Consider the following 23,731-nt stretch of genomic DNA (forward strand, 5'->3'; position numbering starts at 1 on the left):
GACACCTTCATGGAAAAGACCAAGCAGACTGTGCCCTCCGTGGTGCCGCGTCACGTGGCGATCATCATGGATGGGAATAATCGCTGGGCGAAGAAGCGCTTTATGCCCGGCGTTGCCGGGCATAAAGCGGGTGTCGATGCGGTACGCGCCGTGATCGAAGTGTGCGCCGAGGCCAAGGTCGAGGTGCTCACGCTTTTTGCGTTCTCCAGTGAAAACTGGCAGCGACCGGCGGACGAAGTCAGTGCCCTCATGGATCTGTTCTTCAAGGCGCTGCGCCGTGAGGCCAAGCGCCTGAACGACAACAACATCAGCCTGCGCATCATCGGCGACCGCTCACGCTTCCACCCTGAACTCCAGGCTGCGATGCGCGAGGCCGAGGCCGCGACCGCCGGCAGCAACCGCTTCATCCTGCAGATCGCCGCCAACTACGGTGGCCAGTGGGATATCGCCCAGGCTGCCCAGCGCCTGGCGCGTGAAGTGCAGGCCGGCCATCTGCGCCCGGAGGACATCACCCCGGATCTGCTGCAGACCTGCCTGGTGACGGGCGACCTGCCATTGCCTGACCTGTGCATCCGCACCGGTGGCGAGCACCGCATCAGCAATTTCCTCTTGTGGCAGCTGGCCTACGCCGAGCTGTACTTCTCCGACCTCTATTGGCCGGACTTCAAACACGAGGCCATGCGCAATGCGCTGGCCGATTTCGCTTCGCGCCAGCGCCGCTTCGGTAAGACCAGCGAGCAGGTCGAAGCCGGAGCCCGTGCTTAATGCTTAAACAACGCATCATTACCGCGCTGATCCTGCTGCCGATCGCGTTGGGTGGTTTCTTCCTGCTCAATGGTGGGGATTTCGCCCTCTTCATCGGCTTCGTGGTGACGCTCGGTGCCTGGGAATGGGCGCGCCTGGCCGGCCTGGTGGCGCAATCGCTGCGTATCGCCTATGCCGCCGTGGTGGCGGGCGGGCTGATGCTGCTCTACCTGATGCCGGACCTCGCGCCCTGGGTGTTGGGTGCCTCGGTGATCTGGTGGGCGCTGGCCACCTGGTTGGTATTGACCTATCCGCGCAGTGGCGAGCTGTGGAGCAGTGCCGCCTGCCGCCTGCTGATCGGCTTGCTGGTGTTGCTGCCCGCCTGGCAGGGCCTGGTGCTGCTCAAGCACTGGCCGCTGGGCAACTGGCTGATCCTGGCGGTCATGGTACTGGTCTGGGCGGCCGATATCGGCGCTTATTTCTCCGGTCGTGCCTTCGGCAAGCGCAAGCTGGCGCCACAGGTCAGCCCGGGCAAGAGCTGGGAGGGCGTGTATGGCGGCCTCGCGGTCAGCCTGCTGATCACCCTGGGCGTGGGCATTGCCCGTGACTGGAGTGTCGGCCAGGTGCTGTTGGGTTTGCTGGGCGCCGTGGTGGTGGTGATGTCCTCGGTGGTCGGCGACCTGACCGAAAGCATGTTCAAGCGCCGTGAAGGCATCAAGGACAGCAGCAACCTGTTGCCGGGCCATGGTGGCGTGCTCGATCGCATCGACAGCCTGACTGCGGCGATTCCGATGTTTGCCGTACTGTTGTGGGCGGCTGAGTGGGGTGTGATGTGAGTCGCGTGCAACGCATTACCGTGCTGGGAGCCACCGGCTCCATTGGCTTGAGCACGCTGGACGTCATCGCTCGCCATCCTGACCGCTACCAGGTGTTCGCCTTGAGCGGCTATTCGCGCATCGACGAACTGCTGGCCCTGTGCGAGCGCCATCGCCCGGCGTACGCCGTGGTGCCGAGCGCCGAGGCGGCTGGGCGGTTGCGCGCGGGGCTGGCCAAGGCCGGATGTGCCACCGAGGTGCTGGAAGGTGAGGCCGGGCTGTGCCAGGTCGCCTCTGCATCGGAGGTCGATACCGTGATGGCGGCCATCGTCGGCGCTGCCGGCCTGCGTCCGACCCTGGCCGCGGTCGAGGCGGGCAAGAAGGTGTTGCTGGCCAACAAGGAAGCCTTGGTAATGTCCGGGGCCCTGTTCATGCAGGCGGTGCAGCGCAGCGGTGCGGTGCTGCTGCCGATCGACAGCGAGCACAACGCGATATTCCAGTGCATGCCCGGCGACTACGCCCGTGGTCTGGGCGCTGTCGGCGTGCGCCGCATCCTGCTGACCGCCTCCGGCGGCCCGTTCCGCGAAACCCCGGCCGAAGCCTTGCTGGATGTCACGCCGGAACAGGCCTGCGCCCATCCGAACTGGTCCATGGGGCGCAAGATCTCGGTCGATTCGGCGAGCATGCTGAACAAAGGCCTGGAACTGATCGAGGCCTGCTGGCTGTTCGACGCCAAGCCTTCGCAGGTCGAAGTGGTTGTGCATCCACAGAGTGTCATCCACTCGTTGGTGGACTATGTCGACGGCTCGGTGCTTGCCCAGTTGGGCAACCCGGACATGCGCACGCCGATCTCCAATGCCCTGGCCTGGCCGGAGCGGATCGATTCGGGCGTGGCGCCGCTGGACCTGTTCGCCATCGCCCGTCTGGATTTCCAGGCCCCCGACGAACAGCGCTTCCCATGCCTGCGCCTGGCGCGTCAGGCTGCCGAGGCGGGCAACAGTGCGCCGGCGGTGCTCAATGCCGCCAACGAAGTGGCTGTCGAAGCGTTTCTCCAGCGGCGTATCCGCTTCCCGGAGATCGCGGGTATGATCGAACAGGTGCTCGACCAGGAGCCTGTGGTGGCATTGCCCACGCTCGATGCGGTATTCGCCGCCGACCAGCGTGCTCGGGAGCTGTCCCGGGAATGGTTGCGACGCCACGGCCGCTAAAGCCTGCGGCCGGCTCCGCCGAATGTCATCCGGAGATTGGACATGACTGCGCTCTACATGATTGTCGGCACGCTGATTGCGCTCGGCGTGCTGGTCACCTTCCACGAGTTCGGCCACTTCTGGGTGGCGCGGCGCTGCGGGGTCAAGGTCCTGCGCTTCTCGGTGGGCTTCGGCACGCCGTTGCTGCGCTGGCACGATCGCCAAGGCACCGAGTTCGTCGTCGCCGCGATTCCCCTGGGCGGCTACGTCAAGATGCTCGACGAGCGTGAGGGCGAGGTGCCGCCGGCGCTGATCGAGCAATCGTTCAACCGCAAATCGGTACGCCAGCGCATCGCCATCGTGGCGGCCGGCCCGGTCGCCAACTTCCTGCTCGCCATCCTGTTCTTCTGGGTGCTGGCCATGCTCGGCTCGCAGCAGGTGCGCCCGGTCATCGGCGCGGTCGAGGCGGGCAGCCTGGCGGCCAGCGCCGGTCTGGGCGTCGGCCAGGAAATCGTTTCCATCGATGGCAAACCGACCACTGGCTGGTCGGCGGTCAACCTGCAGTTGGTGCGCCGCCTCGGCGAGAGCGGCACGCTGCGCGTGGGTGTGCTCGACGAAGGCGCAACGGTCGAGCGCCAGCTCGACATTACCCTGAACAATTGGCTCAAGGGCGCCGATGAGCCTGATCCGATCCAGTCCCTGGGCCTGCGCCCGTGGCGACCTGCGATGGTTCCGGTGCTGGCGGAGATCGATCCGAAAGGGCCGGCCGCTGTCGCCGGGCTCAAGACCGGTGACAAGCTGCTGGCGCTCGACGGCGTGACGCTGGGCGACTGGCAGCAGGTGGTCGACGCGGTCCGTGCCCGCCCCGAGCGCACGGTGAACCTGCGCATCGAGCGCGACGGCGCAACGCTCGAAGTACCGGTCACCCTGGCGCGCAAGGGCGAAGGCCAGGCATCCGGTGGTTACCTCGGCGCCGGGGTCAAGGCCAGCGAATGGCCGGCGAAGATGCTCCGCGAGGTCAGTTACGGGCCGCTGGAGGCGGTGGGCGAGGGCTTGTCCCGCACTTGGAACATGAGCGTCCTGACCCTCGAATCGCTGAAGAAAATGCTGTTCGGAGAGCTCTCGGTAAAAAACTTGAGCGGACCGATAACCATTGCTAAAGTGGCGGGCGCTTCAGCCCAGTCGGGCGTTGGGGATTTCCTGAATTTCCTGGCCTACCTGAGCATAAGCCTGGGGGTTCTGAACCTGCTGCCCATCCCAGTACTGGATGGGGGGCATTTGCTGTTCTACCTGATCGAGTGGGCGCGCGGTCGTCCGCTCTCGGATCGGGTGCAAGGTTGGGGGGTCCAGATCGGTATCAGTTTGGTCGTCGGGGTGATGTTGCTCGCCCTGATCAACGATCTGGGTCGACTATAAAAGCTTCGCTCAATCGCGAAACCTGCCGCTTTCTCGCGGCGGGTTGTTTATTGCCAGTTGGAATAAAAGGACTTCATGAAACGTCTGCTGCTAACTGCGGTGCTCTCCGCACTGATGATCGCTGAAGTTCACGCCGAGTCCTTCACCATCTCCGATATTCGTGTCAACGGCCTGCAGCGGGTTTCCGCCGGCAGCGTGTTCGGCGCGTTGCCGCTGAACGTCGGTGACCAGGTCGACGACCGCCGTCTGGTCGAGTCCACCCGCTCGCTGTTCAAGACCGGCTTCTTCCAGGACATCCAGCTGAACCGCGACGGCAATGTCCTGATCATCAACGTGGTCGAGCGCCCTTCGGTGTCGAGCATCGAGATCGAAGGCAACAAGGCGATCAGCACCGAAGACCTGATGAAGGGTTTGAAGCAGTCGGGCCTGGCCGAAGGCGAGATCTTCCAGCGTGCGACGCTGGAAGGCGTGCGTAACGAGCTGCAGCGCCAGTACGTGGCCCAGGGCCGCTACTCCGCCGAAGTCGACGCCGAGGTCGTGCCGCAGCCGCGCAACCGTGTCGGCCTGAAGATCAAGATCAACGAAGGCACCGTCGCCGCGATCCAGCACATCAACGTGGTGGGCAACACGGTCTTCGACGACGAGACCCTCGGCCAGCTGTTCGAGCTCAAGACCACCAACTGGCTGTCGTTCTTCAAGAACGACGACAAGTACGCCCGCGAAAAACTGTCCGGTGACCTGGAGCGCCTGCGTTCCTACTACCTGGACCGCGGCTACATCAACATGGACATCGCCTCCACCCAGGTGTCGATCACTCCGGACAAGAAGCACGTCTACATCACCGTCAACATCAATGAAGGCGAGAAGTACACCGTTCGCGACGTCAAGCTGTCCGGTGACCTGAAAGTGCCGGAAGACCAGGTCAAGTCGCTGTTGCTGGTGCAGCCGGGCCAGGTGTTCTCGCGCAAGGTGATGACCACCACGTCCGACCTGATCACCCGTCGCCTGGGTAACGAAGGCTATACCTTCGCCAACGTCAATGGCGTGCCGCAACCGAACGACCAGGATCACACCGTCGACATCATGTTCGTCGTTGATCCGGGCAAGCGCGCCTACGTCAACCGCATCAACTACCGCGGCAACACCAAGACCGAAGACGAAGTGCTGCGCCGCGAAATGCGCCAGATGGAAGGTGGCTGGGCTTCGACCTACCTCATCGACCAATCCAAGACCCGCCTCGAGCGCCTGGGCTTCTTCAAGGAAGTCAACGTCGAGACGCCGCCGGTGCCGGGCACCGACGACCAGGTCGACGTCAACTACAGCGTCGAAGAGCAGGCCTCCGGCTCGATCACCGCCAGCGTCGGCTTCGCCCAGAGCGCGGGCCTGATCCTCGGTGGCTCGATCAGCCAGAACAACTTCCTGGGTACCGGTAACAAGGTCTCCATCGGCCTGACCCGTTCCGAATACCAGACCCGCTACAACTTCGGCTACGTCGATCCCTACTTCACCCCCGATGGTGTGAGCCTGGGTTACAACGCCTTCTACCGCAGCACCGACTACGACGACCTCGACGTCGACGTGGCCAGCTATGCGGTGGACAGCCTGGGAGCGGGTGTCAGCCTCGGTTACCCGATCAGCGAGACCTCGCGCCTGACTTACGGCCTGACCGTGCAGCAGGACAAGCTGAAGACCGGCCGCTATACCGTCGATGAGATCTTCAAGTTCATCCAGGACGAAGGCGACAACTTCCTCAACTTCAAGGCTTCGATCGGCTGGTCCGAATCGACCCTGAACAAGGGCGTGCTGGCCACCCGTGGTCACTCGCAGAGCCTGACCCTCGAGACCACCGTGCCGGGCAGCGACCTGTCGTTCTACAAGCTCGACTACCGTGGCCAGCTGTTCAAGCCAATCAACAACGACTACACCCTGCGCCTGCACACCGAGCTGGGCTACGGTGACGGCTATGGCTCGACCAATGGTCTGCCGTTCTACGAGAACTACTACGCGGGCGGCTTCAACTCCGTGCGCGGCTTCAAGGACAGTACCCTGGGCCCACGCAGTACGCCGAGCCGTGGCGCGGCCGTGACCGGCAACCAGGGCACCATCGCCGACCCGGATCAGGATCCGCTGCCGTTCGGTGGCAACGTCCTCGTCCAGGGTGGCGTGGAGCTGCTGTTCCCGCTGCCGTTCGTCAAGGACCAGCGTTCGCTGCGCACCTCCGTGTTCTGGGACGTGGGTAACGTGTTCGACACCAACTGCGGGTCCAAGCCGGACTGCACCAAGGTCGGTTTCTCGGACATGGCCAGCTCCGTCGGTCTGGGCGTAACCTGGATCACCGCGCTGGGCCCGCTGAGCTTCAGCCTGGCGATGCCGATCAAGAAGCCGGACGACGCCGACACGCAAGTGTTCCAATTCTCTCTGGGCCAGACCTTCTAAGGTCGGCCCTTGCATAACGACAACGGATTATCCAGGAGTGCATCGTGCGTAAGTTGACCCAACTGGCCCTCGTGGCCGCGGCGCTGGTCGCCACCCCGGCTTTCGCCGAAATGAAGGTTGCCGTGCTGAACTATCAGATGGCCCTGCTGGAGTCCGACGCGGCCAAGAAGTACGCCGTCGACGCCGAGAAGAAGTTCGGTCCGCAACTGACCAAGCTCAAGGGCCTGGAAAGCAGCGCCAAGGGCATCCAGGATCGCCTGATCAAGGGCGGCGACAAGATGCCTCAGCCTGAGCGTGAACGCCTCGAGCTCGAGTTCAAGCAAAAGGCCCGCGACTTCCAGTTCCAGTCCAAGGAACTCAACGAAGCCAAGGCCGTGGCCGATCGCGACATGCTCAAGCAGCTCAAGCCCAAGCTTGATGGCGCCGTCGAGGAAGTGATCAAGAAGGGCGGCTTCGACCTGGTGCTCGAGCGTGGCGCGGTCATCGATGTCAAGCCGCAGTACGACATCACCCGCCAAGTCATCGAGCGCATGAACCAAGCCCGTTGATATGACCGTGACCATGACACTCGGCCAGCTGGCCGAAGCCCTCGGGGCCGAGCTCAAAGGCCCCGAGGCGCTGGAAATCACCGGGTTGGCCACCTTGCAGGAGGCCGTTTCCGGGCAGCTGAGTTTCCTGGCCAACAAGCAGTACCGCAAGTTCCTGGACGATTCCACGGCCAGTGCGGTATTGCTCAAGGCCGAGGACGCCGAAGGTTTCGTCGGCAACGCCTTGATCGTGGCCGACCCGTACCTGGCTTACGCGCGCATCTCGCACCTGTTCGATCCGAAGCCCAAGGCTGTGGCGGGAATTCATCCCAGCGCCGTGGTTGCCGAGGATGCCCAGGTGGATGCCAGCGCCAGCATCGGCCCGTTCGCGGTGATCGAAAGCGGTGCGCGAATTGGCGCCAACGTGACGGTCGGCGCGCACTGTTTCATCGGTACACGTTGCGTCATCGGCGAGGGTGGCTGGCTGGCACCCCGTGTCACGCTGTATCACGACGTGACCATTGGCAAGCGCGTGGTCATCCAGTCCGGCGCGGTGATCGGCGGCGAGGGCTTCGGCTTTGCCAATGAGAAGGGCATCTGGCGCAAGATTGCGCAGATTGGCGGCGTCACCCTGGGCGACGATGTCGAGATCGGCGTGAACACCGCGGTGGACCGCGGCGCACTGTCGGATACGTGCATCGGTGATGGCGTCAAGCTCGACAACCAGATCCAGATCGCCCATAACGTGCAGGTCGGTGACCACACGGCGATGGCGGCTTGCGTCGGCATCTCCGGTAGTACCCGAATCGGCAAGCACTGCATGATTGCCGGTGGTGTCGGGATGGTCGGTCACATCGACGTCTGCGACAATGTTTTCGTCTCCGGCATGACCATGGTGACCCGTTCTATTACCGAACCGGGTGGCTACTCTTCCGGTACGGCCATGCAACCTTTGGCCGAATGGCGCAAGAGCGCCGCTCGCATTCGCCAGCTGGACGAGATGTCCAAGCGTCTCCAGCAGCTGGAAAAGCGTGTCGACACCGTGACCTCAGGTGGCCAGCCGACATCAGAAGGCTGATACCATTTACTGAGCGAGCGTTACAGTCGCTGGCTGGCTCCTCTTTGGATCTGCAAAAGGAGCGTGTGTTCAGCACCTGCGCTCCCTATTCTTATACAGGCTTCCCCCCGAAATGATGGACATCAACGAGATTCGCGAATACCTGCCTCACCGTTACCCGTTCCTGCTGGTGGACCGAGTGACGGACCTGGACTTCGAGGCCCAAAGCATTCGTGCCTACAAGAATGTCAGCATCAACGAGCCGTTCTTCAATGGCCACTTCCCGGCGCATCCGATCATGCCGGGCGTGCTGATCATCGAGGCGATGGCCCAGGCGGCCGGAATTCTCGGATTCAAGATGCTTGACGCCAAGCCGGCCGACGGCACGCTTTACTACTTTGTCGGCTCCGACAAGCTGCGTTTCCGCCAGCCGGTGCTGCCGGGTGACCAGCTGGTCCTGGAAGCCAAGTTCCTCAGCCGCAAGAGCATGATCTGGAAGTTCGAATGCCGCGCCCTGGTGGACGGCAAACCAGTCTGCTCGGCCGAGATCACCTGCGCGGAACGCTCCCTATGAGTTCGATTGACCCACGGGCGATCGTCGACCCCTCGGCCAAATTGGCCGAGGGTGTCGAGGTTGGCCCCTGGTCGATCGTAGGCCCCGATGTGGAAATCGGGGAGGGTACCGTCATTGGCCCGCACGTCGTGCTCAAGGGGCCGACCCGTATCGGCAAGCACAACCGTATCTACCAGTTCTCCTCGATCGGTGAAGATACCCCTGACTTGAAGTACAAGGGGGAGCCGACGCGCCTGGTGATCGGTGATCACAACGTGATCCGCGAGGGTGTCACCATCCATCGCGGCACCGTCCAGGACCGTTCGGAAACCACCGTGGGCGACCACAACCTGATCATGGCCTATGCCCATATCGGTCATGACAGCGTCATCGGCAACCATTGCATCCTGGTCAACAACACTGCGTTGGCGGGGCACGTGCATGTGGGCGACTGGGCGATCCTGTCGGGCTACACACTGGTGCATCAGTACTGCCATATCGGCGCCCACGCGTTTTCCGGCATGGGCACCGCGATCGGCAAGGACGTGCCGGCCTACGTGACGGTGTTCGGTAGCCCGGCCGAGGCGCGCAGCATGAACTTCGAAGGCTTGCGCCGTCGCGGTTTCAGCGACGAGGTGCTGCATGCACTGCGTCGCGCCTACAAGATTGTCTATCGTCAGGGCCTGACCGTCGAAGAAGCGCTCAAGGAGCTGGATGAGCTGGTAACGCAGTTCCCCGAAGTCGACCTGTTCCGTCAATCGATCGCCAATTCCGCCCGCGGCATCACCCGCTGATATGGCCCGGCTCTGCGTGGCGCTGGTCGCGGGCGAGGCCAGCGGCGACATTCTCGGTTCCGGCCTGATGCGCGCCATCAAGGCACGTCATCCCGATGTCCATTTCATCGGCGTTGGCGGTCCCTTGATGGAGGCCGAAGGCATGACCTCCTACTTCCCGATGGAACGCCTGGCCGTCATGGGCCTGGTCGAGGTACTCGGGCGTCTGCGCGAGCTGCTCAAGCGGCGCAAGCTGCTGATCGAGACACTGATCGGTGAAAAGCCCGACGTTTTCATCGGTATCGATGCACCTGATTTCACCCTGAATATCGAACTCAAGCTGCGCCAGGCAGGGATCAAGACGGTGCATTACGTCAGCCCGTCGGTCTGGGCCTGGCGGCAGAAGCGTGTGCTGAAGATCCGCGAGGGCTGCGACCTGATGCTCACCCTGCTGCCGTTCGAGGCGCGCTTCTATGAAGAGCAGGGCGTGCCGGTGCGTTTCGTCGGCCATCCGTTGGCTGACACCATTCCCCTCGAGGCAGACCGCGCTGCAGCGCGCGCCGAGTTAGGCCTGGGTGACGCTCCGGTGATCGCCCTGATGCCCGGCAGCCGTGGCGGCGAAGTGGGGCGCCTGGGTGCCTTGTTCCTCGACGCCGCCCAGCGTCTGTGTGAGCTGGTGCCCGGCGTGCGCTTCGTGCTGCCGTGCGCGAATGCCGCCCGACGTGCCCAGGTCGAGCAGATGCTCGAAGGGCGCGACCTGCCGCTGACCCTGCTGGATGGCCGCTCTCACCAGGCGTTGGCCGCCTGTGACGCGGTGCTGATCGCATCCGGCACCGCTACCCTGGAAGCGATGCTGTACAAGCGACCGATGGTCGTGGCCTACCGCCTGGCACCGCTGACGTACTGGATCCTCAAGCGCATGGTCAAGAGCCCCTACGTGTCGCTACCCAACCTGCTGGCCCAGCGGCTGCTGGTGCCCGAGCTGCTGCAGGACGCCGCCACCAGCGAAGCCTTGGCGCAAACCCTGGCGCCGCTGGTCAAGGATGGCTCGCAGCAGACCGACAGCTTCGACCAGATTCACCGCACCCTGCGCCGCGACGCCTCCAACCAGGCGGCCGACGCGGTGCTTGCCCTGTTGAAGGACCGCTGACATGCAGATGGGACTGGATTTCAACCTGGTCGAGGAGCTGGTCGCTGGCGTCGATGAGGTGGGCCGTGGCCCGCTGTGCGGTGCGGTAGTCACCGCGGCGGTGATTCTCGACCCGCGCCGGCCGATTCTGGGCCTGAACGACTCGAAGAAACTCACCGAAGCCAAGCGTGATGCGCTGTTCGACGAGATCTGCGAGAAGGCGCTGAGTTTCTGCATCGCGCGCGCCGAGGTCGAGGAGATCGACCGTCTGAACATCCTCCACGCGACCATGCTGGCCATGCAGCGCGCGGTGGAGGGGCTGCACATCACGCCGAAACTGGCGCTGATCGATGGCAACCGTTGCCCGAAGCTGGCGGTGCCGGCGGCTCCGGTGGTCAAGGGCGATTCCCAGGTGCCGGCGATCGCCGCCGCATCGATCCTGGCCAAGGTCACCCGTGACCGCGAGATGAGCGCTTTCGAGCTGGTCTATCCGGGTTATGGAATGGGCGGGCACAAGGGGTATCCGACCCCGGTGCATCTCGAGGCCCTGGCCCGTCTTGGGCCGACGCCCATCCATCGGCGTTCGTTCGCGCCTGTTCGAGCCGCCTGGGAAGCCCGTGAAGGGTTCTCCAGCTCTTTGATCTAGCACATTGGGGCCGCTTCGCGGCCCCATACGTTTCGCCCGTTTACGCTACAATCCCGCCCTTGTCGTTCAGCACTGCTACAGGATCCTCCATGTCGGTCTCCTTCGTTCACCTTCGCGTGCACTCCGAATTCTCCCTGGTCGACGGCCTGGTGCGGATCAAGCCGCTGGCCAAGGCCCTGGCCGGGATGAACATGCCGGCGGTGGCGATCACCGACCAGAGCAACATGTGCTCGCTGGTGAAGTTCTACAAGACCGCCATGGGCGCCGGCATCAAGCCGATCTGCGGCGCTGACCTGTGGTTGGCCGGGGCCGATCCCGAGGCGCCGCTGTCGCGCATCTGTTTCCTGGCCATGAACCCCAAGGGTTACCGCAATCTCACCGAGCTGATCTCGCGTGGATGGACCGATGGCCAGCGCAATGGCCTGGTGATCATCCAGCGCGACTGGATCGCCCCGGCCAGCGAAGGGCTGATTGCCCTCTCCGCCGGCAAGGAAGGCGACATCGGCATGGCGCTGATGGCCAATCGTCAGGACGAAGCCCAAGTCCTGCTCGCCGACTGGATGAGCATGTTCCCCGAGCGCTTCTACGTCGAGGTGCAGCGCACCAACCGCGCCGGTGACGAAGAATATGTGCATGCCGCAGTGGCCCTGGCCGACAAGCTCGGCGCGCCGCTGGTGGCGACCAACGACGTGCGTTTCGTCAAGCAGTCGGACTTCGACGCCCACGAGACCCGCGTATGCATCGGCGAGGGCTGGACCCTGGACGACCCGCGCCGCCCGCGTGGCTACAGCGATCAGCAGTACCTCAAGTCCGCCGAAGAGATGGCCGAGCTGTTCAGTGACCTGCCGGACGCCATTGCCAACACCGTGGAGATCGCCAAGCGCTGCAACATCACCGTGCAGCTGGGCAAGTACTTCCTCCCCGACTTCCCGACGCCCAACGGCATGGGCATCGACGACTACCTGCGGCATGTCTCCCACGAAGGCCTGGAGGAGCGCCTGGCGGTGCTCTGGCCGAAGGAGACCACGCCCAATTACGAAGAGAAGCGCCAGGTCTACCTGGACCGCCTGAAGTTCGAGCTGGACATCATCATCCAGATGGGCTTCCCCGGTTACTTCCTGATCGTTATGGACTTCATCAAATGGGCGAAGAACAACGACGTGCCGGTCGGCCCGGGCCGGGGTTCGGGTGCCGGCTCGTTGGTGGCCTACGTGCTGAAGATCACCGACCTCGACCCGTTGGCCTACGACCTGCTGTTCGAACGTTTCCTCAACCCTGAACGTATTTCCATGCCCGACTTCGACGTCGACTTCTGCATGGATGGCCGCGACCGGGTGATCGACTACGTGGCCGAGGCCTACGGGCGCAACGCGGTGAGCCAGATCATCACCTTCGGCACCATGGCCGCCAAGGCGGTGGTGCGTGACGTGGCGCGGGTGCAGGGCAAGTCCTATGGCCTGGCCGACCGCCTGTCGAAGATGATCCCCTTCGAAGTGGGCATGACCCTGGAGAAGGCCTACGAGCAGGAAGAGATCCTGCGCGACTTCCTCAAGAGCGACGAGGATGGCCGCGAGATCTGGGATATGGCCCTCAAGCTCGAAGGTGTCACCCGCGGTACCGGCAAGCACGCCGGTGGCGTGGTGATCGCGCCGACCAAGCTTACCGACTTCTCGCCGATTGCCTGCGATGAAGAGGGCGGCGGCCTGGTGACCCAGTTCGACAAGGACGACGTCGAGGCCGCGGGCCTGGTGAAGTTCGACTTCCTCGGCCTGCGGACCCTGACCATCATCAAGTGGGCGATGGAGATCATCAACCGCGAGCAGGCCAAGAAGAACCTGCCCGACGTCAACATCGACTTCATTCCGCTGGACGACCGCAAGACCTACGAGCTGTTGCAAAAAGCCGAGACCACGGCGGTGTTCCAGCTTGAATCGCGCGGCATGAAGGAGCTGATCAAGAAGCTCAAGCCCGACTGCCTGGAAGACCTGATCGCACTGGTGGCGCTGTTCCGCCCTGGCCCGCTGCAGTCGGGCATGGTGGACGACTTCATCAACCGCAAGCACGGTCGCGCCGAGCTCGCCTACCCACACTCCGACTACCAGTACGAAGGCCTCAAGCCAGTTCTGGCGCCCACCTACGGCATCATCCTGTACCAGGAACAGGTGATGCAGATCGCCCAGGTGATGGCGGGCTACACCCTCGGCGGCGCCGACATGCTGCGCCGGGCCATGGGTAAGAAAAAGCCCGAGGAAATGGCCAAGCAGCGGGGCGGTTTCATCGAAGGCTGCGTGGCCAACAACATCGATGCGGACCTTGCCGGTAACATCTTCGACCTGGTAGAGAAATTCGCCGGCTACGGCTTCAACAAATCCCACTCCGCCGCCTACGGCCTGGTGTCGTACCAGACCGCCTGGCTGAAGACCCACTACCCGGCGCCGTTCATGGCTGCGGTGCTGTCGGCGGACATGCACAACACCGACAAGGTGGTGGTGCTGGTCGAGGAAGTACGCAGCATGAAGCTGCGCCTCGACGCGCCGGACGTGAACTTCTCCGACTTCAAGTTCACCGTCAACAACGATGGCCGCATCGTTTATGGCCTGGGGGCGATCAAGGGTGTGGGCGAAGGCCCGGTGGAGGCGATCGTCGAGGCGCGCGCACAGGGTGGTCCGTTCAAGGACTTGTTCGACTTCTGCGAGCGCATCGACCTCAAGCGCGTCAACAAGCGTACCCTCGATGCGTTGATCCGCAGTGGCGCACTGGATCGTCTCGGCCCGCACTTCCATGACGAACTCAAGGCCTACCAGGCCAACATCGACATCAACCGCGCGACCCTGTTGTCGGCGCTGGGTGAGGCCGTCAAGGCTGCCGAGCAGGCGGCTCATACCGCCGACAGTGGCCATGTCGACCTGTTCGGCGGCATGTTCGACGAGGCAGATGTCGACGTCTATGCCAATCACCGCAAGGTGCGCGAACTGACGCTCAAGGAGCGCCTGAAAGGTGAAAAGGACACCCTCGGCCTGTACCTCACCGGGCACCCGATCGATGAGTACGAGACCGAGATCCGCCGCTTTGCCCGCCAGCGCATTGTCGACCTGAAGCCCGCGCGGGATACCCAGACCATCGCCGGGATGATCATTGCCCTGCGCGTGATGAAGAACAAGAAGGGTGACAAGATGGGCTTCGTCACCCTTGACGACCGCTCCGGGCGCATCGAGGCTTCGTTGTTCGCCGACGCCTTCATGGCCGCCCAGGCCCTGCTGCAGACCGACGCCATGGTGGTGGTGGAAGGAGAGGTCAGCAACGACGATTTCTCCGGTGGCCTGCGCCTGCGGGTCAAGACCGTGATGACCATGGAGGACGCGCGCACCAAGCTGGCCGAGAGCCTGCGCCTGAAGGTCGCCCACGACGCGCTCAAGGGGGACCGCCTGAACTGGCTGGGCGAGTTGATCACCCGTCACCGTGGTGGCTGCCCGATCACCCTGGAGTACACCGGCAGCGACGCCAAGGCGATGCTGCAATTCGGCGACCAGTGGTCCATCGACCCTGCCGACGGCCTGATTCAAGCCCTGCGTGACCAGTTCGGACGTGAGAACGTCTTCCTGCAATACCGTTGAAACGACGAATTTTAATCTCGACCTATATGCGCCTGATCCCTTAAGGTAGGGCGCCAAACGGATCAACCGGCCGGCCGCCTGGCCGTAGACCCAAGACGGAAGCCTATGAACCCGAATTTCCTCGATTTCGAACAGCCGATTGCCGACCTGCAAGCCAAGATCGAAGAGCTGCGCCTGGTGGGTAACGACAACTCGCTGAACATCAGCGATGAAATTGCCCGTCTGCAGGACAAGAGCAGCACCCTGACCGAGAGCATCTTCGGCAACCTGACCAGCTGGCAGATCGCCCGCCTGGCCCGTCACCCGCGCCGCCCGTACACCCTCGACTACATCGATCACCTCTTCACCGAGTTCGAAGAGCTGCACGGCGACCGTCACTTTTCCGATGACGCCGCCATCGTCGGTGGCACCGCGCGCCTGGACGACAAGCCGGTGATGGTCATCGGCCACCAGAAGGGCCGTGAAGTGCGCGAGAAGGTGCGCCGCAACTTCGGCATGCCGCGCCCTGAAGGCTACCGCAAGGCCTGCCGCCTGATGGAAATGGCTGAGCGCTTCAAGATGCCGATCCTGACCTTCATCGACACCCCGGGCGCCTACCCGGGCATCGACGCCGAAGAGCGCAACCAGAGCGAGGCCATTGCCTGGAACCTGCGCGTCATGGCGCGTCTGAAGACGCCGATCATCGCCACCGTGATCGGTGAGGGTGGTTCCGGCGGCGCACTGGCCATCGGCGTGTGCGACCAGCTGAACATGCTGCAGTATTCCACCTACTCGGTAATCTCGCCGGAAGGCTGCGCCTCGATCCTGTGGAAGACCGCCGACAAGGCCGCTGACGCCGCCGAGGCCATGGGCATCACCGCCGAGCGCCTGAAGAGCCTGAACATCGTCGACAAGGTCATCCAAGAACCGCTGGGCGGCGCCCACCGTGATCCGGCCAAGATGTCGGCGAGCATCCGCGCCGACTTGATCGAACAGCTGGACATGCTCGGCAAGCTCGACAACGACGCGCTGCTCAAGCGCCGTTACGATCGCCTGATGAGCTACGGTCTCTGATGGATTCCAGGGGCCGCTTTGCGGCCCTTTCGCCGGCAAGCCGGCTCCCACAGGGGAATGCATACTTCTGTGGGAACCGGCTTGCCGGCGAAAGGGGCGTGAAACGCCCCCCGCGATCTCCATGACGGTGAGGTCCAGGTGATCAACCTCACCCGCCAGTTTGCCCGTTGGCTCGATGCCCCCGCCTGGCACGTCGCCTTCTCCGGCGGCCTCGACTCCACCGTCCTCCTGCACCTGCTGGCCGATTACGCCCGCAATCACCCCGCGCCCCCCCTGCGTGCCGTCCATGTGCATCATGGTCTGCAAGCTGCCGCCGATCCATGGCCCGCCCACTGCAAGACCGTCTGTGATGCCCTGGGCATCGAACTCGACGTTGTTCACGTTCAGGTAGCCCCGGGCGCCAGTCTTGAGCAGGCTGCCCGCGATGCCCGTTACACCGCGTTCGAAAAGCAGCTTGCCCCAGGCGCCGTGCTGTTCACCGGCCAGCACCGTGACGATCAGGCCGAAACCTTGCTGTTCCGTCTGCTGCGCGGCGCCGGCTTGCGTGGTCTGTCGGCCATGCCCGAGGCGCGCTCGTTGGGGCAGGGTAGGCTCGTGCGCCCGCTGCTGAAGGTTTCGCGCGAGCGTTTGCACGCCTATGCCCAGAGCAGGGGGCTGGTGTGGGTTGACGATCCCTCCAATACCGACACTACCTTCGCGCGCAACTTCCTGCGTGCAGAGGTCTTCCCGTTGTTGCGCAGTCGTTGGCCCCAGGCTGAGGGCAACCTGGCACGCAGTGCCGAACACCTGGGCGAGGCCCTGGGCCTGCTTGACGAGTTGGCCGCCACCGACCTGGCCTCGGCCTGCGACAATGCGCCGCTGCCCTGGCTCGGCCTTGCCTCCCTCGACCTCGCCGTACTCCAGGCGCTGTCACCGGCGCGCCAGCGCAATGCCCTGCAATACTGGCTCGGCCGCCGCACGCGCCTGCCGGACAGCCGCCACTGGGCCGGTTGGGATGACCTGCGTGACGCGGCAGGCGATGCCTGCCCGATCTGGCGCCTGACCGACGGTCAGTTGCAGCGCAGCCACGGGCGCATCTGGTGGTTGGGCGGGCAATGGCTCAAGGCTCCGGCGGGTGAATGGGCGTGGCCGAACCCGTCCAGGCCCCTGTCGCTGCCGGGCAACGGCCAGGTGTGGCTGGAGGGCTGCGTGGACGACGCGGGCCTGCGCATCGCCTACCGTCAAGGCGGCGAAGTGCTGGAGGTCAGCGGCCGTGGCCGGCGCGACCTCAAGCGTCTGCTCAACGAGCTGCAGGTCCCGCACTTCGTGCGTCCGCGCCTGCCGTTGCTGTACCGCGGCGAGCAATTGCTGGCGGTGGCCAATCTGCCCGAGCTGGCCTTGGCAGATTGCCAGTTGCACTGGCAACCGCCGACGAACGTGCAAGGTTTGAGCTGAAGGGTACATTCCGGTAGACTACCCTCCCTTCTTGATACAACTTCTGTGGGTTCCGCGAAAACACAGAGGTTGCCGATTACCAAGCAGTTTTTTGCTGGGCTGATTTCTTAAAATGACGAGCGAGCTCCATGCCGGGGATACCCCTGGTCTGTACAGACGCGGCAGTTTTTCGAGATGCACTGTGATTGACGCAGGTGATCGGGGGCTTCGGCCTTCCTTCGCTTTCTCCGGCGGCGCTGGCCGCCTTAACGCAGACTTCTAGGGTTTTTCATGACGCGCTACATATTCGTCACGGGCGGTGTTGTTTCTTCATTGGGGAAAGGCATTGCCTCGGCTTCCCTGGCGGCCATCCTGGAAGCGCGGGGGCTTAAAGTCACCATGCTCAAGCTGGACCCGTACATCAACGTCGACCCGGGCACCATGAGCCCGTTCCAGCACGGTGAAGTGTTCGTCACCCACGACGGCGCCGAGACCGACCTCGACCTGGGCCACTACGAGCGGTTCATCCGCACCACGATGACCCAGAACAACAACTTCACCACCGGCCGTATCTACGAGCACGTGCTGCGCAAGGAGCGCCGTGGTGATTATCTGGGCGCGACCATCCAGGTCATCCCGCACATCACCGACGAAATCAAGCGCCGCATCATCAAGGGCGCCGGCGATGCCGACGTCGCGCTGGTCGAGATCGGCGGCACCGTGGGCGACATCGAGTCGCAACCGTTCCTCGAGGCCATCCGCCAGCTGCGCGTCGAAGTGGGCTCCAAGCGCGCCATGCTGATGCACCTGACCCTGGTTCCGTACATCGCCACCGCCGGCGAGACCAAGACCAAGCCGACCCAGCACTCGGTCAAGGAGCTGCGCTCCATCGGCCTGCAGCCAGACGTGCTGATCTGCCGCTCCGACCACCCGGTCGACGCCTCGTCGCGCCGCAAGATCGCGCTGTTCACCAACGTCGAAGAGCGTGCGGTGATTTCGCTGGAAGACGTCGACACCATCTACAAGATCCCAGGTGTACTGCATGCCCAGGGCCTGGACGACTTCGTCGTCGAGCGCTTCGGCCTGCAGTGCAACAGCGCCGACCTGTCCGAGTGGGACAAGGTCGTCGACGCCAAGCTCAACCCTGAGCAGGAAGTGACCATCGCCATGGTCGGCAAGTACATGGAGCTGCTGGACGCGTACAAGTCGCTGATCGAAGCGATGAGCCACGCCGGCATCACCAACCGCACCAAGGTCAACCTGCGCTACATCGACTCCGAAGACATCGAGAACCAGGGCACCAGCCTGCTCGAAGGCGCCGATGCCATCCTGGTCCCGGGCGGTTTCGGCCTGCGCGGCGTCGAAGGCAAGATCACCGCGGTGCAGTACGCCCGTGAGAACAAGGTCCCGTACCTGGGCATCTGCCTCGGCATGCAGGTGGCCGTGATCGAATTCGCCCGTAACGTGATGGGCTGGAAAGACGCCAACTCCACCGAGTTCGACCGCAACAGCGGCCACCCGGTAGTTGGTCTGATCACCGAGTGGGCCGATGCCACCGGCGCGGTCGAAACCCGTACCGAAGCCTCCGACCTGGGCGGCACCATGCGCCTGGGCGCTCAGGACTGCCAGCTGGCAGCCGGCTCCAAGGTGCACGACTGCTACGGCAAGGACATCATCACCGAGCGTCACCGCCACCGCTACGAAGTCAACAACAACCTGCTGCCGCAGCTGGTCGAAGCTGGCCTGCAGGTGTCCGGTCGCTCCGAAGACGGCGCGCTGGTTGAAGTGGTCGAGTCCAAGGACCACCCATGGTTCGTCGCCTGCCAGTTCCACCCGGAGTTCACCTCGACGCCACGTGACGGTCACCCGCTGTTCAGCGGTTTCGTCAAGGCTGCCCTGGCACAGAAGAACAAGGCCTGATCCATGACTCAGAAGATCATTCGCGTCGGTAACATCGAGATCGCCAACGACAAGCCGTTCGTCCTGTTCGGCGGCATGAACGTCCTGGAGTCCCGTGACCTGGCCCTGAAGGTCTGCGAGGAGTACGTGCGGGTTACCGAGAAGCTCGGTATCCCGTATGTGTTCAAGGCCAGCTTCGACAAGGCCAACCGTTCGTCGGTCAGCTCGTACCGCGGCCCGGGCATGGAAGAGGGCCTGAAGATCTTCGAGGAGATCAAGCAGACCTTCAACGTGCCGGTGATCACCGACGTGCACGAACCCTACCAGTGCGAACCGGTGGCCAAGGTGTGCGACATCATCCAGCTGCCGGCCTTCCTGTCGCGCCAGACCGACCTGGTCGTGGCGATGGCCAAGACGGGCGCTGTGATCAACATCAAGAAGGCGCAGTTCCTGGCGCCCCACGAGATGAAGCACATCCTCGCCAAGTGCGTCGAGGCCGGCAACGACCAGCTGATCCTCTGCGAGCGTGGTTCGAGCTTCGGCTACAACAACCTTGTCGTGGACATGCTCGGCTTCGGCATCATGAAGGAGTTCGAGTACCCGGTGTTCTTCGACGTGACCCACTCGTTGCAGACCCCGGGCGGTCGCGCCGACTCCGCCGGTGGCCGCCGCGCCCAGGTCACCGACCTGGCCAAGGCCGGCATGAGTCAGGGCCTGGCCGGCCTGTTCCTCGAGGCACATCCGGACCCGGACAACGCCAAGTGCGACGGCCCGTGCGCCCTGCGCCTGGACAAGCTGGAACCATTCCTCAGCCAGCTCAAGCAGCTGGACGACCTGGTGAAAAGTTTTCCGACGGTAGAAACCGCGTAAAGCTCATTTCTCGGGTAAAGTACCGCCCGTTCCACCCCCTGACCTATCGGTCAGGGGCTCCCTTCGCCAGGCCTGCCCGTGCCATGTCGCCTGGTGAACGGCAAGAATTCCCAAAAGTTGCGTTCGTTTCGTCAATTCTGGAGTGCTTACAACAATGGCAAAGATCGTCGACATCAAAGGTCGTGAAGTTCTCGATTCCCGTGGCAACCCCACCGTGGAAGCCGACGTGCTGCTCGACAACGGCATCATTGGCAGCGCCTGCGCGCCGTCGGGTGCTTCCACTGGCTCGCGCGAAGCGCTGGAGCTGCGTGATGGCGACAAGAGCCGTTACCTGGGCAAGGGCGTGCTGAAGGCCGTCGCCAACATCAACGGCCCGATCCGTGACCTGCTGCTGGGCAAGGACCCATCGGACCAGAAAGCCCTGGACCGTGCCATGATCGAGCTGGACGGCACCGAGAACAAGGCCAAGCTGGGCGCCAACGCCATCCTCGCCGTGTCCCTGGCCGCCGCCAAGGCCGCCGCCCAGGACCAGGACCTGCCGCTGTACGCGCACATCGCCAACCTCAACGGCACCCCGGGCCAGTACTCCATGCCGGTGCCGATGATGAACATCATCAACGGCGGCGAGCACGCCGACAACAACGTCGACATCCAGGAGTTCATGGTCCAGCCGGTTGGCGCCAAGACCTTCTCCGACGGCCTGCGCATGGGCACCGAGATCTTCCACCACCTCAAGGCCGTGCTGAAGGCCCGTGGCCTGAACACCGCCGTCGGTGACGAAGGTGGCTTCGCGCCGAACCTGGCTTCCAACGAAGACGCCCTGGCCGCCATCGCCGAGGCTGTCGAGAAAGCCGGCTACAAGCTGGGCACCGATGTGACCCTGGCCCTGGACTGCGCCGCTTCGGAATTCTACGAAGATGGCAAGTACAACCTGTCCGGCGAAGGCAAGTCGTTCGACGCCGAAGGCTTCGCCGAGTACCTGAAGGGCCTGACCGAGCGTTTCCCGATCATCTCGATCGAAGACGGCCTGGACGAGTCCGACTGGGCTGGCTGGAAGATCCTCACCGACAAGATCGGCGAGAAAGTCCAGCTGGTTGGCGACGACCTGTTCGTGACCAACACCAAGATCCTGAAGGAAGGCATCGAGAAGGGCATCGGTAACTCGATCCTGATCAAGTTCAACCAGATCGGCTCGCTGACCGAAACCCTCGAAGCCATCCAGATGGCCAAGGCCGCTGGCTACACCGCAGTGATCTCGCACCGTTCCGGTGAAACCGAGGACTCGACCATTGCCGACCTGGCCGTGGGTACTGCCGCTGGCCAGATCAAGACCGGCTCGCTGTGCCGCTCCGACCGCGTCAGCAAGTACAACCAACTGCTGCGCATCGAAGAGCAACTGGGCGCCAAAGCCGTGTATCGCGGTCGTGCCGAGTTTCGCGGCTGAGCAAGAGATGGTAAAAAGGCAGCAGCCGGGGCCCGCTGAACGTTCGTACTGATCGTTTGGCTGTCTCCACGGGTTTCTGTCGACGAAGCCTGGCCTCGGCCAGGCTTCGTGCTATCGGAAGCTCGCTGCGGCGGCCTTTTTTACCCTGGATATCTTCATGCGCAGTCCCTATTGGTTGTTCCTCGTCCTGCTCCTGCTGCTCGGCGGCCTGCAATATCGCCTTTGGGTAGGTAATGGCAGCCTCGCGCAAGTGACCGAACTCAAGCAGCAGATCGCCGACCAGCATGCGGAAAACGAGCGCCTGCTGGAGCGCAATCGTGTGCTCGATGCCGAGGTCCTGGAGTTGAAGAAAGGTATGGAGACCGTGGAAGAACGGGCTCGTCATGAACTGGGGATGGTCAAGGAGGGCGAAACCCTCTACCAGCTGCCACAGAAATGACAAACGAACTGCCGGCCTTCTGGGCCGTGATTCCCGCCGCGGGCGTTGGTGCCCGCATGGCTGCCGACCGGCCCAAGCAGTACCTGCAACTGGGCGGGCAGACCATTCTCGAGCATAGCCTCGACTGTTTCCTCGACCATCCCATGCTCAAGGGCGTGGTGGTCAGCATTGCCGAACACGACCCTTACTGGCCCGGCCTGCGCTGTGCCAGCGATCCGCGTATCCAGCGTGCGCCGGGTGGTGACGAGCGCGCTGACTCGGTGCTCAATGCGCTATTGCTGCTGCACGCCCAGGGCGCGTCGGATGACGACTGGGTGCTGGTGCACGACGCCGCGCGGCCGAACCTGGAGCGCAGCGATCTGGACAAGTTGCTGTCAGCCCTGGCTGAAGATCCTGTCGGTGGATTGCTCGCCGTACCCGCTCGGGACACGCTCAAGCGGGCCGACGGCGAGGGTAGGGTGGCGGCGACGGTAGATCGCAGCACCGTTTGGCAAGCCTACACCCCGCAGATGTTCCGCCTCGGCATGTTGCACCGGGCGCTGGCCGAGTGCCTGGTGTCCGATGTGGCGGTCACCGATGAGTCGTCCGCCATCGAGTGGGCCGGGTATGCGCCGCGTCTGGTCGAAGGGCGCAGCGACAATATCAAGGTGACCCGGCCAGAGGACCTGGAGTGGCTGCGCCAGCGATGGGCCGGGCGTCGCTGAGCGACGGTCTGACACCGTACCTGTAGGAGCGGCTTCAGCCGCGATCACCCGCGCAGCGGGTGCCTGACCGCGTTGCCTGCATCGCGGCTAAAGCCGCTCCTACAAAGGCGTGATGCGATATTCCGGCAACTGCGCCAACCCTTCCTTGAGGTAGTCCACCAACCGCCGCACCTTCGGTGACAGATGCCGTTGTTGCGGATACAACGCCCACACTGCTGTATTCGGCGGTTGGTGCCCCTCCAGCAACGACACCAGCGCCCCGCTGTGCAAGTGCTCGAGCACGTAGTAGTCCGGCAACTGGCACAAGCCCATCCCCTGCAGCGCCGCATCCAGCACCGCCTGGCCGCTGTTGCAGCGCCAGTTGCCTTGCACCCGCTGACTGATCTCGCGACCCTCCTGCTGCAGCGCCCACAGGTCGGAGCTGCCGACCAGGCAATTGTGCCGCGCCAATTCCGAAACGCTGTGCGGCCGCCCATAACGTTCCAGGTAAGCCGGCGAGGCGCACAGGAACATGCGCCGCGGCGCCAGGCGCGTGGCCACCAGCCGGGAGTCCTGCAGGCGGCCCAGGCGAATCGCCAGGTCCATGCCTTCGTGCAGTAGGTCTAAGGTGCGGTTGCTCAGTTCCACTTCCACCCGCAACTGCGGGTACAGCGCCATGAAACGCGTCACCAGCGGCACGATGAAACGCTCGCCATAGGCCACCGCGCAGGTCATGCGCAGCAGGCCCTTGGGTTCGCTGGCCAGGTCGCCCATGGCGCGCAGCGCTTCCTCGCGGCCATCCTGCAGGCGCTGGCAGTGCTGGAGAAAGGTCTGCCCGGCTTCGCTGAGGGTCACCCGCCGCGTGCTGCGGTACAGCAGGCGAGTCTGCAGGCGCTCTTCCAGACGGGCGATCTGCCGGCTGATGTGCGAGGACGACACGCCCAGGCGTTCGGCGGCGGCGGTGAACTGGCCCGATTCGGCCACCGCAACGAATTCGTCGATGCCTTCCCAGCGGCTGCTCATTGATTGTCCC

The 23,731-nt window shown here is 63.7% G+C and carries 20 protein-coding genes; 19 read left to right on the forward strand and 1 reads right to left on the reverse strand.

Annotated elements, in window-relative coordinates; all coding sequences use genetic code 11:
- Positions 1 to 9: 9 nt before the first annotated feature.
- The 19 genes from uppS to ispD all read left to right on the forward strand — a co-directional run bounded on the left by uppS (position 10) and on the right by ispD (position 22,719).
- A complete protein-coding gene (gene uppS, locus KSS90_RS06050) occupies positions 10 to 765 on the forward strand; it encodes a polyprenyl diphosphate synthase (RefSeq protein WP_102684051.1) in 756 nt (251 codons plus the stop codon).
- Entirely contained in the window at positions 765 to 1,580 is an 816-nt protein-coding gene (locus tag KSS90_RS06055) for a phosphatidate cytidylyltransferase (RefSeq protein WP_217868603.1), read from the forward strand. The genes uppS and KSS90_RS06055 overlap by 1 nt, the downstream gene beginning before the upstream one ends.
- On the forward strand, positions 1,577 to 2,767 hold the full coding sequence (gene ispC / locus KSS90_RS06060) for a 1-deoxy-D-xylulose-5-phosphate reductoisomerase (RefSeq protein ID WP_046854396.1): 1,191 nt from the start codon (positions 1,577 to 1,579) through the stop codon (positions 2,765 to 2,767). Before KSS90_RS06055 ends, ispC begins: the two co-directional genes overlap by 4 nt.
- 42 nt (positions 2,768 to 2,809) lie before the next feature.
- Positions 2,810 to 4,162, forward strand: coding sequence for an RIP metalloprotease RseP (gene rseP, locus KSS90_RS06065; RefSeq protein ID WP_217868604.1), 1,353 nt, complete (start codon positions 2,810 to 2,812; stop codon positions 4,160 to 4,162).
- Positions 4,163 to 4,237: 75 nt separating this feature from the next.
- Entirely contained in the window at positions 4,238 to 6,598 is a 2,361-nt protein-coding gene (gene bamA / locus KSS90_RS06070) for an outer membrane protein assembly factor BamA (protein WP_046854398.1), read from the forward strand.
- 44 nt (positions 6,599 to 6,642) lie between these two features.
- On the forward strand, positions 6,643 to 7,146 hold the full coding sequence (locus tag KSS90_RS06075; RefSeq protein WP_023629834.1) for an OmpH/Skp family outer membrane protein: 504 nt from the start codon (positions 6,643 to 6,645) through the stop codon (positions 7,144 to 7,146).
- A gap of 1 nt (position 7,147) precedes the next feature.
- The gene (gene lpxD / locus KSS90_RS06080) at positions 7,148 to 8,203 is read left to right on the forward strand and encodes a UDP-3-O-(3-hydroxymyristoyl)glucosamine N-acyltransferase (protein WP_217868605.1); all 1,056 of its coding nucleotides are present in this window, start codon (positions 7,148 to 7,150) and stop codon (positions 8,201 to 8,203) included.
- 112 nt (positions 8,204 to 8,315) lie between these two features.
- The gene (fabZ, locus tag KSS90_RS06085) at positions 8,316 to 8,756 is read left to right on the forward strand and encodes a 3-hydroxyacyl-ACP dehydratase FabZ (RefSeq protein WP_003252314.1); all 441 of its coding nucleotides are present in this window, start codon (positions 8,316 to 8,318) and stop codon (positions 8,754 to 8,756) included.
- Complete coding sequence (gene lpxA, locus KSS90_RS06090) at positions 8,753 to 9,529, forward strand: acyl-ACP--UDP-N-acetylglucosamine O-acyltransferase (RefSeq protein WP_217868606.1); 777 nt, start codon at positions 8,753 to 8,755, stop codon at positions 9,527 to 9,529. The genes fabZ and lpxA overlap by 4 nt, the downstream gene beginning before the upstream one ends.
- Position 9,530: 1 nt before the next feature.
- Entirely contained in the window at positions 9,531 to 10,658 is a 1,128-nt protein-coding gene (gene lpxB / locus KSS90_RS06095) for a lipid-A-disaccharide synthase (RefSeq protein ID WP_217868607.1), read from the forward strand.
- Position 10,659: 1 nt separating this feature from the next.
- Positions 10,660 to 11,283, forward strand: coding sequence for a ribonuclease HII (gene rnhB, locus KSS90_RS06100; protein ID WP_217868608.1), 624 nt, complete (start codon positions 10,660 to 10,662; stop codon positions 11,281 to 11,283).
- Positions 11,284 to 11,372: 89 nt separating this feature from the next.
- A complete protein-coding gene (gene dnaE, locus KSS90_RS06105) occupies positions 11,373 to 14,897 on the forward strand; it encodes a DNA polymerase III subunit alpha (RefSeq protein ID WP_217868609.1) in 3,525 nt (1,174 codons plus the stop codon).
- 105 nt (positions 14,898 to 15,002) lie between these two features.
- Positions 15,003 to 15,950 (forward strand): acetyl-CoA carboxylase carboxyltransferase subunit alpha, encoded by a 948-nt coding sequence (locus KSS90_RS06110; RefSeq protein WP_023628729.1) that lies wholly within the window; start codon positions 15,003 to 15,005, stop codon positions 15,948 to 15,950.
- A gap of 138 nt (positions 15,951 to 16,088) precedes the next feature.
- Positions 16,089 to 17,384 (forward strand): tRNA lysidine(34) synthetase TilS, encoded by a 1,296-nt coding sequence (gene tilS, locus KSS90_RS06115; RefSeq protein ID WP_217868610.1) that lies wholly within the window; start codon positions 16,089 to 16,091, stop codon positions 17,382 to 17,384.
- A 270-nt stretch (positions 17,385 to 17,654) separates the two neighbouring features.
- On the forward strand, positions 17,655 to 19,283 hold the full coding sequence (gene pyrG, locus KSS90_RS06120) for a CTP synthase (RefSeq protein ID WP_046854404.1): 1,629 nt from the start codon (positions 17,655 to 17,657) through the stop codon (positions 19,281 to 19,283).
- Between the two features lie 3 nt (positions 19,284 to 19,286).
- A complete protein-coding gene (kdsA, locus tag KSS90_RS06125) occupies positions 19,287 to 20,132 on the forward strand; it encodes a 3-deoxy-8-phosphooctulonate synthase (protein ID WP_046854405.1) in 846 nt (281 codons plus the stop codon).
- Between the two features lie 154 nt (positions 20,133 to 20,286).
- Positions 20,287 to 21,576: a phosphopyruvate hydratase gene (gene eno / locus KSS90_RS06130; RefSeq protein ID WP_008099635.1), complete on the forward strand. Its 1,290-nt coding sequence runs from the start codon at positions 20,287 to 20,289 to the stop codon at positions 21,574 to 21,576.
- A 157-nt stretch (positions 21,577 to 21,733) separates the two neighbouring features.
- Positions 21,734 to 22,015: a cell division protein FtsB gene (gene ftsB, locus KSS90_RS06135; protein WP_011535259.1), complete on the forward strand. Its 282-nt coding sequence runs from the start codon at positions 21,734 to 21,736 to the stop codon at positions 22,013 to 22,015.
- Positions 22,012 to 22,719, forward strand: a complete 708-nt coding sequence (ispD, locus tag KSS90_RS06140; protein WP_217868612.1) for a 2-C-methyl-D-erythritol 4-phosphate cytidylyltransferase — start codon at positions 22,012 to 22,014, stop codon at positions 22,717 to 22,719. Before ftsB ends, ispD begins: the two co-directional genes overlap by 4 nt.
- 99 nt (positions 22,720 to 22,818) lie before the next feature.
- Here ispD and KSS90_RS06145 read toward each other — a convergent pair whose 3' ends face one another.
- Positions 22,819 to 23,721 carry a LysR substrate-binding domain-containing protein gene (locus KSS90_RS06145; protein WP_217868613.1) on the reverse strand — a complete coding sequence of 301 codons (903 nt, stop codon included), beginning with the start codon at positions 23,719 to 23,721 and terminating at the stop codon, positions 22,819 to 22,821.
- Positions 23,722 to 23,731: the final 10 nt, after the last annotated feature.

The sequence above is a fragment of the Pseudomonas maumuensis genome, assembly GCF_019139675.1.
GTDB classification, from domain to species: domain Bacteria; phylum Pseudomonadota; class Gammaproteobacteria; order Pseudomonadales; family Pseudomonadaceae; genus Aquipseudomonas; species Aquipseudomonas maumuensis.

Coding starts and splice junctions, on each gene's coding strand:
- uppS (WP_102684051.1), top strand. CDS start 10: ATGGAAAAGACCAAGCAGACTGTGCCCTCCGTGGTGCCGCGTCACGTG.
- KSS90_RS06055 (WP_217868603.1), top strand. CDS start 765: ATGCTTAAACAACGCATCATTACCGCGCTGATCCTGCTGCCGATCGCG.
- rseP (WP_217868604.1), top strand. CDS start 2,810: ATGACTGCGCTCTACATGATTGTCGGCACGCTGATTGCGCTCGGCGTG.
- bamA (WP_046854398.1), top strand. CDS start 4,238: ATGAAACGTCTGCTGCTAACTGCGGTGCTCTCCGCACTGATGATCGCT.
- lpxD (WP_217868605.1), top strand. CDS start 7,148: ATGACCGTGACCATGACACTCGGCCAGCTGGCCGAAGCCCTCGGGGCC.
- fabZ (WP_003252314.1), top strand. CDS start 8,316: ATGATGGACATCAACGAGATTCGCGAATACCTGCCTCACCGTTACCCG.
- lpxA (WP_217868606.1), top strand. CDS start 8,753: ATGAGTTCGATTGACCCACGGGCGATCGTCGACCCCTCGGCCAAATTG.
- lpxB (WP_217868607.1), top strand. CDS start 9,531: ATGGCCCGGCTCTGCGTGGCGCTGGTCGCGGGCGAGGCCAGCGGCGAC.
- rnhB (WP_217868608.1), top strand. CDS start 10,660: ATGCAGATGGGACTGGATTTCAACCTGGTCGAGGAGCTGGTCGCTGGC.
- dnaE (WP_217868609.1), top strand. CDS start 11,373: ATGTCGGTCTCCTTCGTTCACCTTCGCGTGCACTCCGAATTCTCCCTG.
- KSS90_RS06110 (WP_023628729.1), top strand. CDS start 15,003: ATGAACCCGAATTTCCTCGATTTCGAACAGCCGATTGCCGACCTGCAA.
- pyrG (WP_046854404.1), top strand. CDS start 17,655: ATGACGCGCTACATATTCGTCACGGGCGGTGTTGTTTCTTCATTGGGG.
- kdsA (WP_046854405.1), top strand. CDS start 19,287: ATGACTCAGAAGATCATTCGCGTCGGTAACATCGAGATCGCCAACGAC.
- eno (WP_008099635.1), top strand. CDS start 20,287: ATGGCAAAGATCGTCGACATCAAAGGTCGTGAAGTTCTCGATTCCCGT.
- ftsB (WP_011535259.1), top strand. CDS start 21,734: ATGCGCAGTCCCTATTGGTTGTTCCTCGTCCTGCTCCTGCTGCTCGGC.
- ispD (WP_217868612.1), top strand. CDS start 22,012: ATGACAAACGAACTGCCGGCCTTCTGGGCCGTGATTCCCGCCGCGGGC.
- KSS90_RS06145 (WP_217868613.1), bottom strand. CDS start 23,721: ATGAGCAGCCGCTGGGAAGGCATCGACGAATTCGTTGCGGTGGCCGAA.